This window comes from Paraburkholderia sp. J67, from assembly GCF_905220265.1.
Taxonomy (GTDB): domain Bacteria; phylum Pseudomonadota; class Gammaproteobacteria; order Burkholderiales; family Burkholderiaceae; genus Paraburkholderia.
In genome coordinates this window covers 110621-120895 of the sequence record NZ_CAJMZK010000029.1, presented here as the reverse complement: position 1 = coordinate 120895, position 10275 = coordinate 110621, and the positions used below count along the sequence as shown (strand labels likewise).

At 56.0% G+C, this 10275-nt stretch carries 7 protein-coding genes; 3 read left to right on the top strand and 4 right to left on the bottom strand.

Annotated features, from left to right (window positions below; all coding sequences use genetic code 11):
- Positions 1-471: 471 nt before the first annotated feature.
- The 3 genes from U5782_RS34200 to U5782_RS34190 all read left to right on the top strand — a co-directional run bounded on the left by U5782_RS34200 (position 472) and on the right by U5782_RS34190 (position 5136).
- The gene (locus U5782_RS34200; RefSeq protein WP_322048273.1) at positions 472-1752 is read left to right on the top strand and encodes an ImmA/IrrE family metallo-endopeptidase; all 1281 of its coding nucleotides are present in this window, start codon (positions 472-474) and stop codon (positions 1750-1752) included.
- A 16-nt stretch (positions 1753-1768) separates the two neighbouring features.
- A complete protein-coding gene (locus U5782_RS34195; RefSeq protein WP_322048272.1) occupies positions 1769-2914 on the top strand; it encodes a beta family protein in 1146 nt (381 codons plus the stop codon).
- 443 nt (positions 2915-3357) lie between these two features.
- Positions 3358-5136, top strand: a complete 1779-nt coding sequence (locus U5782_RS34190; protein WP_322048271.1) for an ATP-dependent nuclease — start codon at positions 3358-3360, stop codon at positions 5134-5136.
- Positions 5137-5472: 336 nt separating this feature from the next.
- On the opposite strand, the gene U5782_RS34185 is transcribed toward U5782_RS34190, so the two are convergent.
- The 4 genes from U5782_RS34185 to U5782_RS34170 all read right to left on the bottom strand — a co-directional run bounded on the left by U5782_RS34185 (position 5473) and on the right by U5782_RS34170 (position 10193).
- The gene (locus tag U5782_RS34185; protein WP_322048270.1) at positions 5473-6132 is read right to left on the bottom strand and encodes a hypothetical protein; all 660 of its coding nucleotides are present in this window, start codon (positions 6130-6132) and stop codon (positions 5473-5475) included.
- Positions 6125-6928: a DUF91 domain-containing protein gene (locus tag U5782_RS34180; protein WP_322048269.1), complete on the bottom strand. Its 804-nt coding sequence runs from the start codon at positions 6926-6928 to the stop codon at positions 6125-6127. The genes U5782_RS34185 and U5782_RS34180 overlap by 8 nt, the downstream gene beginning before the upstream one ends.
- Before the next feature lie 754 nt (positions 6929-7682).
- Positions 7683-8660: a TnsD family Tn7-like transposition protein gene (locus tag U5782_RS34175; protein ID WP_322048268.1), complete on the bottom strand. Its 978-nt coding sequence runs from the start codon at positions 8658-8660 to the stop codon at positions 7683-7685.
- Positions 8661-8798: 138 nt separating this feature from the next.
- Positions 8799-10193 carry a TnsD family Tn7-like transposition protein gene (locus U5782_RS34170; RefSeq protein ID WP_322048267.1) on the bottom strand — a complete coding sequence of 465 codons (1395 nt, stop codon included), beginning with the start codon at positions 10191-10193 and terminating at the stop codon, positions 8799-8801.
- Positions 10194-10275 lie beyond the last annotated feature (82 nt).

Sequence of the window (10275 nt, the reverse complement as noted above, 5' to 3'; positions counted from 1 at the left end):
TACCGTAACTGCTTGCTACCCGGTGTTTTCTGCGTCGCTGCATCAGCAGGAGGAGGCGAATTATGCAGGGCGCAGAACGGTACGTCAAGCGAATTTGAAGAAATTATTTCAACGCACCGTTTTTCTATAAAACATGTCGCCATCCAATAAAGTCGCGACCCTTGCCCCCACGCCGCCCGGGGCTCCCGCAGCCCTTCCGCCATCCAGCCTTGAGCAGAAAGTCGCGACCTTTCCCGCTCGCCCAGCCCTAAAGGCTCATTGAGCGCCTAAAAAGTTGCGACTTTCCTTATCCATCAAGGACGCGCCGCGTTTTATAAATTAGGGACACATTAACAGCCCACACCCACATATATCTTGCTCTGTTGCCCCTCGACGCCACCGCAGGAATCACTTCATCATGCAATGACACCGGAGCGCAGCTGATCTAGCGCCCTCCATCTACACAACAAATATGTAGTGTAGAATCTGGTGATGGCACCAGTTACCCTGATTTCCAACGAGAGACAAGCTCGTGAGGTTGCAACCTTGATCGAGCAGATCGGGGAAGCACTCTCATCTGAGCAGACCCTGAAGTCGATCGTTGATGGATTGCCGCGGGAGGTCATCGACGGTGTTCGTCGCTCGCTTTCTACGGAGAAGCAAGAATTATCTGAAACCCTTACCGCATACCAACGCGCGAAAGAAGGTGATATTGAGCCTTTGAAGGAAAAGGCAAATAACGATCCCGGCGAGGTGCTGATCGTCGCGCGCATTGCGAAGGGATGGTCGCAAAAGGACTTGGCACGCAAGCTCGGCTTGCGCGAGCAAGCAATTCAGCGTTACGAGGCTGAGCGCTATCGGACGATCAGTCTTGCCGGTTACATCCGCGTTGCACGCGCCTTATCCTTGAACTTGGCGGCAGAATTCAGGCCCTTGCCCGGAGAGCGCTGGATGCCATCTTTTGAGGTGTCGCAAGCCGAAGCGCAGAAGGTGCTGAAGCATGCTCGCGCTCACGGCTGGCTGCAAGGCGACGATAGCTCCGACGAGAACGGGATCAGCCAATTGGTCAAGCACGTCGCAGAGCATGTGGAAATGCATGGTACCCCCTCTTTGCTGCGCACAGGCCTGAATGTCCAGCACCACTCGGAAGACTGGTCGCTATTATCGTGGAAGGCGCAAATTACGCGCCGTGCAAAGGTCATCATTGACCGAGAAAAGCTCAAGTACCGTCCGCTAGACGTATCGTGGCTAAAAGATCTGGTTCGGCTTAGCAGGCTTGATGACGGCGTTCTACGTGCCGGCGAACTTCTCAGACAGCACGGAATCGTTCTGATTGCGGAGCGGAACATTCCGGGTATGAACGTAGACGGGGCAGCATTCCTTGTTGATCACATTCCAGTGATTGGACTAACGCTGCTTCGCGATTCGCTGGACAACTTTTGGTTCACACTGCTGCACGAAGTCGGCCACGTAATCCTCCATTACAGAACTGGTTTGGCCTCAGGCTTCTTTGATGACGTTGAGAGCGGCGAGGTAGATGAATTCGAGGAAGAGGCCAACCGCTTCGCTTCGAACATGCTGATCCCCGAGGAGCTTTGGTCACGATCACCGGCTCGCATTGCCAAAACCTCCGAACCTATCGAGCGTTTTGCGCAGCAACTTGAGATTTCGCCCGCGATCGTGTTCGGGCGAATCCGTATGGAGCGGAAGAACTACACCCTCTTTTCTGACAAGGTTGGTCGCGGCAAGGTACGGAAACAGTTATTTTCGTAGTTCCAGGAGGCGTTTCATGATGGATAGCAAGGTACTGTATTGCCCAGCATTGCGCATGAAAACAGGCGAGCTTAACGGTGTCCGTGAGCTTGCATCCAATGTAGCTGCACATGTCATACCTCGCTTCATCGTGCCGCCACCCAGCGAACGAGAGGACAACCAGCCAGAACTTTTCGTTCTGGACAATACACCGGACATCGGCGGAGTGTTGGCACGACACTGGCACGGCCGCCCCGCGTTCATTGACGCAACGCACCTCCTTCGCGAGCGCGGAAAGGAAGACCTTGCCGCGTGGCTACCACAGATGTTCGCGCGCGCCCGAAGTGTCGGTGTCTGGGCAATCCCAATGGCGTTGCTGACTGATCTTGGTACGAACGCGATTGAGGCGTTCAAGGCGTCCATCGACTCAGCAGCGAACTTGAAGTTTTGCGTATGCGTTAGCTCTGGGGAAATGGTCGACCCGGATTTTGGAGCCACACTCTCCGCTGCCATTGAGCAACTCGGCTTGAGTGCCTCCGAATGCGCAGTCATAGCAGATTTTTATGATTCTGATTTCACTACGCCTGATCACGTAGCGCCAATCGTTGCTGGGGCATTGGAGCAGCTCCAAGATTTGGGCCAGTGGAAGCACATTATCTTCCAAGGCACGCACTACCCGGAGAAGAATCCCGCGGATCATGGCTCGTCTAAACTCTGGCCGAGAAACGAGTGGGCGGCCTGGCAACAGGCCGTGCGATTCGATCCGGCTACGGCAGAACACATGATTTTCGGAGACTACGCCGCCGATTGCTCGAAGATGGTTTTCGGCGGCAGCGGCGGAGTCGCGATTCGCCACTACCGCTATGCAACGGCGTCCGATTGGCTCATTGTGCGCGGGGCGCAGAGGGGATCAGACAGGGAGATCATGCGGGAGATCTGCACGCGCGTTCTGGAAAGCGGCCTCTTTGCGGGATCCTCGTTTTCGGCAGCGGATACGTACATTGAACGCACGGCTCAAGGACTCGATGGCCCGGGCAATTCCACTATGTGGCGGCAAGTGAACACGACCCATCACATCACTCGGGCGGTAGTGGACGTAGCAAAGGTAAGGGGGATATCTATTGCCGAACTCCCCCTACAGTCCGTCGCACGCCAGCAAAGTTTGCTTGAGGATGAAGTTTGATCTTTCTGCAACGATCGCCGATATGCGGATAAGCGCGCATTTACGCGCCAAACTGCATCTCGGCCAGTTTTGCCTTAAAACTCCCGCGGGCGCGCGGGACATTTCATCATGCGCCAAGAACGGGGCCGACATCGGCCGCAACCGATCAGGGCCAACCGCGCATACAACTGAACCTGCCGCTGAGACTTACGTCTACAGGCCATCTGATCACCAGTCGTAAGTGGCGCCACATATTCGCCGAGTCTGTCCATGCCAGCCTGTCGCGCGGGCGAATGCATAGCGCGTCCCACGCCAGGGGCACGGAAGTACGCCGGTACCGTTAGAGGCACCCAGTAAGTGGCGCAAAATTGGCATAGCAGCGCAGTACAATATCGGCAGCCGGGAAACCTGGAATGCGAGACAGCATCAGGTGACACACACAAGAGACGCGACGAGAGCGCATAGTGAAACTAAAAGAATTCAGAATCACCAATTTTCGTTCTATCGTTGACACGAGCTGGTGCCCATTCTCTCGGGATGGCGTTACCGTCTTAGTGGGTCAAAATGAAAGTGGTAAAACTTCAGTGCTCGAAGCACTGGCTACAACTTTTTCAGGCCGATCAATCGCGGCAGACGACATTCGATCCGGCTCACCGCTTCCGACTATATACATAAAACTAGAGTGTGAATTTTCATCGCTCCGCGACGCCCTGGACGGATATCCAGCGGTGCAACTTCACGCTGTGGAGCGTTATTGGAAACAGAACAATAATATAGTCACCCTCCGATTTCATTGGCGTGAGTCAGACCCTGGCGCAAAATCGCCATATTCTCGCCTTTGCGAATTGGACAACGCTGAAGACCTGACTGCAACAATCAAATCACTGCTACCAAACGGCATCGACTCCGGTCCTATGTCGGCAATCTCGGTTGCCTTGCTGGGACACGTGATCTACCGTGAAGGCCCCACCTTCATGCTCTTTACCGAACAAAGTGGGACATTGCCCAATCAAATCGACCTCAACAGCGAGTTCGAGCCAATCGGCGCTGGCGATACAGCTGCCACGAACTATTTGACCGCAGCGCAAATTGATCTGCCGCAGTTGGTCAAATCAGATTTGAGAAGCAGACAGAGTGCCCTCACCAAGGCCAACGCAAAACTGACATCGGCCTTCAACTCATTTTGGAGCCAGACGATTGGCAAAGAAACCAAGCTGTCGCTCAATTGCGAGGTCGAATTCTATGGCTTGGATGCGGGTGAAGCGAAAGTGGGGAAGCCCTACCTTGTCTTCTGGATCAGCGACAGTCATACGCGCCTCTATCCGAGCCAGCGAAGCAAAGGCGTTCGCTGGTTTGTTTCATTCTTCCTTCAACTCCGTGCAGCGAATGTAAGTGACGAGAAACCGGTGTTTTTGCTTGATGAGCCGGGAGCGAATCTGCACTCAAAGGCCCAAGCCGATGTTCTAAAGTTGATTAACACATTGCGCAAAGAGATACCCATCGTCTACTCGACGCATAGCCCCGACCTCATCGAGTACGAACATCTCCACCGCATCCACGCTGTCCAGCGCACAGACGATGAAGACGACAGCGTTACCGTCATTCTGGACGCACATCGTCTCGGAGCAGCGTCAAGCGACACCCTCTCGCCTATCTTGGCTGCGATGGGTGCTGACTTATCGCGGCAGACAACAATTCAAAAATGCAACAACGTTTTACTTGAAGAGGTTAGTGGATTTTATTATCTAAGCGCTTTTTGGCGGCTAACAAATCAAGATCAACCCGCTTACTTCATAGCATCGACAGGCGTCAATAAATTACCCACGCTAGCCAACCTCTTCTTGGGATGGGGCCTGGACTTCATTACTGTCGTTGACGACGATAGCCAAGGCCGGGGAGTCTTTAAAGACCTGCAGCACGATCTATATGGAGACGACCAAGCACTCGCAGCACAGCGTGTTTTTAAGTTGAAAGGGCACGATGGCATTGAGGATGTATTTTCGACTAACGATTTCAAACGCTTCGTCTTGAATGATGAGGAAGCTGTCGTTACTCAAAAGAACAGTGAGCTATTAAAACGACGAGGCCGCTCGAAACCAATCATGGCTCTTGAGTTCAAACTCGCTGTTGACAACGGGCGCATTAAATTCAGTCAGCTGGAAAGCGCAACTCAGGCTGCAATTAAGGAAGTGGTCGACGGCATAGTATCTCGACTGGCGACACAAACAGCAAAAGCTGCGTAGTGGGCTGACAAATTCTGCTAGACAACGTTACCTCCAAGTTCTTGTCCAACAGCACGACGCTCGCCCGTCGTCACCGTATCAATGTGGCTAACATGCACCTGCATGCCGTTAATGGCGAACTGTCAATGTAGCCAGGACCGGAAGTTCGCTTTTCCGGCACTAATGTCCACTCAGCTCGTCAGAAAAAGTTGAACTCGGCGGCCAACCTGTCGATCTACGCGAGAGCGCTACGCGGCATGCCTCGGAGGGGTCTTTCAGGTGGACGAGATCGGCGCGGAAACTATGCGGGGAACGAGGTTGAGACCGACGCGGAAGGCACCGCGCCGTCCTGAGCCATCACCGCATGTTGCGAGGTTTTCGCTCAGCGTCTCCTGCATTGAGCACCACGTTGACCGGAAACTGTTCGAGGTAGTCCCGCAGACCATGATTGCCTTTCCGGACATCGTGCGCCGCGGCGATGGCGGCGAGGTCCGCATCGTCGATCGGATCCGACTTGTCGTCCGGCCACGAGGCGAACCCGTACACGATCACCAACGATTCGGGATGAAGCCCCGATCGACGGTTAGCGCGATCCTCCTCGTACCAACCCTTGGGGCGAAGTGCATACATTTCGATCGCGTCGGCGACGCGATGACGCCAGTATTCCTCGTGATCCTCGCACATCGCCTTGTGCGACGGCTCAGTCACGCCCTGCTTGAGTTTCTTGTACATCTCGACATGGCGCGCGGCCGTTAACCAGTTCAGTCGGTCAGGTTCGGCGCGCTCGGCTCGCCCATCGTTAGTCAGAGCACCGTGTGCGCGTTGGAGCGAAAGGATCGCCTGGTCGAGGTGGTTCTTACTCTCGCGGTCCCGCTGCGGCGTCTTGATCGCAGTGCGGGCAATGTAGGCCGAGACGCACATGGCGATGGACGCGATGACGGGAGACGCGATGGTCGCAATCAGTTTGACCGCACCCCAAGGATCGACGACGGCGGCAGCGGTAGTCGGATCAGCCATCGAGCGCCACCGGCCGGAGATCCACTTTCAGGTCGTACTCCATCAGCCGGACGTTCGGGACTTGCGACGCCGCATAGCGGAGCCGCTCGCCGATGTCAGACGCTACGATCACACCGAAGACGCTTTTGTCGCCCGCCAGGTGTTTTTTCACCCATCCCATGTAGCGGAGGATCTGACCCAACGTGGCGTCTGGGCCACGACCCAGTTTTAGTTCGAGAACGTAGAAGTCGCCGTTACACGTGGCGAGTATATCGATCGGCCCGACGTCCGTCTGAAACTCCACGCCATCCCGATCGTCGGTGCGGTAGAGGCCGAGCGCGGTCGCGTGACCCGGGAGTTTGGGCAGGTTCTTCGCCAGATAGTCGCGCAGGTGCGCTTCGAGCGCGAACATGCCGTATGCGTCGGCGGTCGCTTCAACGGTCGCCTCGACCGCCGCTGGATTTTCGCCAACACCGTCGGCCAGGCGCACGATCAAGTTCCCGTCGCCCACCCTAGCTATCTCCCACACGCCGTGCTTTTCTGGCTCATACCAGACGACTTTCCCGCGGCCGGTATTGAAGAGGTAGTCGTATGCAGAGTCGGCGATGCGGGGCTTCTTGTTTTCGCTGTAGTGGACGCGCGAGGGATGGTTCACCGCACCCGAAATGATGCTGCACGTCATCGAACTGTCGTTGATGTCATCGCCATACATCGAGCGGATCTTTGCCTTGATAATCGGATACGTGCACTCCCCGCCTATCTGCTGGACTGCCTCTTTGACCATTTGCCAGACCGATGGTCTGTTCACGTTGCTCACCTGGTGCTCCTCACTCTTTTGGTAGTTTTGCGAGACCAGTTGTTCGGCCCGCCGAGAGAGAGCATTCTTACCACGTGTAAGTGAACAAGGAAACTCCCTGTGACCGCGTTGACGCGATGGCGATAGGCGGCAGCAGAGTAGCAAGCAATGGAGCCGCGGCTTTCCGAGGGCCGCCTTGCATGGCTAGCCATGCATCGACAGTTGCCTTCGTGCGTTGCTCATCCAAGTCGATTTCGTCTTTGCGACCATCATCAAAATCAAGCTGATCTTACTTGGATGTCTGTCCCATCTAGCTCATGCTGCTCAACCTTAGCGACCGGTCGGGATCCGATGGAACACCTACGGGACATCACGAAATGTATTGCGTGCACCGGCTACGCTGCAGATCAGTACGCTGGCGAGGTATTGCGTGCAAATTCTCGTGGCGAACGCTACACGACCGTACAAAGCGGCAGGAGGGACAAGCTCGCGCCGGCGCCATAAGGAACCGCCAGAAGTTCGCGACTTAACGTCGAACTATCACTGCCGGCGGCACGTGTGGTAGCGCCGTCTGTTTTTCCAGGATCCTTGACACGCCCCCAGGGTCAGCTTCGATCGCTTTACCGATGGCCGTTCGCGTCGCACCGGTGCCCACCAGGTTGTGAACAAATTCCGCATGGCTATGTCCATAGAATGTTGGACGCAGGTTCTGCGGAATGCCCGCCTGTGTGCGGCTGTAGGTGAAGCAGAATCCACAACTGCACCTTGCCACGAATCAGCCACTCGGCGCCCTCTGGCGACACTCGACGATATGTCCGGGCCCGTGAGGGGCAATCTTGTTCGGACATACAGGCCACATTGCATCGCAATCCTGCTGACTGATGAAATTCACGAATATCGCCACCAATACCGCCCGCGTGGTAAATCTACGTGTCAAATGGCCATTGGCAGCTGTTGCCAGCCAATTATTGTTTCCTGTCGGCGGCAACGACTCAAGATGGGCAAGGTATGGCTCACCGTAAAATTCTATGAAATCCCGAGTCAGTCTGCGACAGTCGAGATTACGGGGGCCGAATGTATAGCCCGCTTTCCAGATCATCGATTTGAATTGCGCCAGCGTTGCTTCCAGGTCAGCCGAGATGCGATGGTTCAACAACCAGACTGACGCACGCGTCACGCGCTGGCACGCGTCAAGTTGCGCGGAGCTTAGATCAAGCGCGACCGGCTGGATATTCGCGACGGACAGGTGCTGAAGTGCCGGCCATGCCGCTAAAAACCTCAGATCCCTACTCCAAACTTCCTTCAGATAGATCCCGTGTTCGGGGCACAGAAGAACGCCAGGCAACAGATGAGAGCGACGCCAATACGCTGGTCGATGGCCAGCACGGTCTGCGGCTCGACAGGCTTCGCAGAAGCGCAATCTGGAGTGCACAACGAGCGGAGATGGCTTGCGTCCTTTTTGACGCATATCCGCCAGCAAGGCATCGCGAACTGGAGCAGGAAGCAACGCCGCGTAATACGGATACAAGGTAAACCGCTCAGCCAGTTCCCTGCTATTGAGGTTCCATACACAACTGGTTTCTTCTGCGAATCGATCAAGACCGTACGCTAACGTAACAGATAGACGTTGCTGATATCCAAACAGATTTTTCAGAAAGCGCACCTTGTCTCCAACCCTGAGATCCGCCATATATCGTGCGACAGCACTGAATAGCGGCTCGTCAGGAAATGGAAAATCAAGATCTATGGCCATGGCCTCACCTGTCTCATCGGTCAAGTCGTTATGCTTTAAGCCACAACCTGCCGCGACCGTCGCACGACAACGGGTTTTCCGGGTCGACGAGCTTCCAGATGATTCTCTCAAACATTGGCCTGCCCGCTCTTCGCAGACTCAGCAGGAGTTAGCGTTTCGTCCGCCGAGCCCACATGGCCGCGCAGGCTCCTTCAAGTCCTCTGGAGAATATCGCCGTATTGTTTTCCATAATCCTGGCTCGGCAACCGCCGCTCGCCTGACGGTGCCGAAATGCTTCACGAGCTTGCGCCACCTCGCGCGAAGTTGCTCAATCGAAACTGAACGGTTAGGCAACACATCGCCCCGCGGGTGCCTGACCATTCTCCGCGCCGTCGTCTCCGATATCTGAAGGGTGCGCGCGATCTGGGCGACCGACCGGCCGGCACCGGACAATGATCTCGCTCGCTCAGCATAAGCGCTTCCATAGACCGTGACCTCGACGCCGAGTGGCTCACCGCCCGCCACAGCGCGATAGGCGAACGAATGACCGCACCGGCAATGTGCGTAGTACCTTCCATTACGGGCGTCTCGTGCTTCAACCGGGTGTCCAGAGCCATGGGCAGCGAGAGGATTGGGGCAGCATGGCCACCCATCGACAGACTCATCACGAATAAAACTACCGCAGAAGACAGCAAGCAGTACATTGGGCAGCGCGCAGCACGCACTCTGCCGCCCTGCCAGTCGCGCGACCACCCAGTTCTGGCGTGTTAAGGGGCATAAATCCACCATCTCCAGATAGGATTTACCGTAGAACGCCATGAACGCGTCGACAACCCTTCCGCCTGAAAGTGCTTCCCGCCCGTGGGCAAACCCGCCATTGTGGAGTGCATCCCAGCATGACTGGCGCAAGAACGCATCGTCAACCGTCGCGCTGGACTCAAGTAAATACTGCGCCGCCCGGGCGACCTGGCTGATATGGCTCATTTGTTCTTGCGTTGCGGTGAGCGGGATGGTCAGGCCTTTCGCCATCACGTCCTGAACGGACAACCAGGGCGTCTGTGAGCTGGAACAATAGCCAAGGCTGCGCAGTCCAGATCCGTGTATCGGGCACACAACGACACCCGGCAATTGATGAGTGCGCCTGAAATGCAGTGGCGCTCCAGCGCGCCGGTCCTCCGCAATACACGCGTCACAAATCCGGACAACCCGGCGCTGGTGTATCAACTTGGGCATGAACGTCGCCAGTACGCGCGACCGCCGTACAAGCAGCAAATCGAGCATCGTTTGCTGCTGGACCTGCGTGAGGAACGCAGCGTAGAACGGAAACAGCGTGTGCTGTTCCGCGATCTGACCGGGCGAAATGCCCCACGTCAGAGCCGTATTCTCGGCTACGCACGAAAGATTGTAGGCAAGCACCGGGGAAAAATGCGCCCGATGTCCGAACAGGTTAGCCAGGTAGCGCGGCCAGTTCCGCACGCGAAGCTCAGTCGCGTACCGCGACACCGCCCCAAACAGCGGTTCGTCAGCCTCCGGCGGGAATAGATCAGTAGCCATGGTTCATCGCAGGACTGGCGTCGCAGTTGCTGCGTCGGTCCGATTGTCGATCCGCCTGCATTGGGACAGGGATTGCATAACA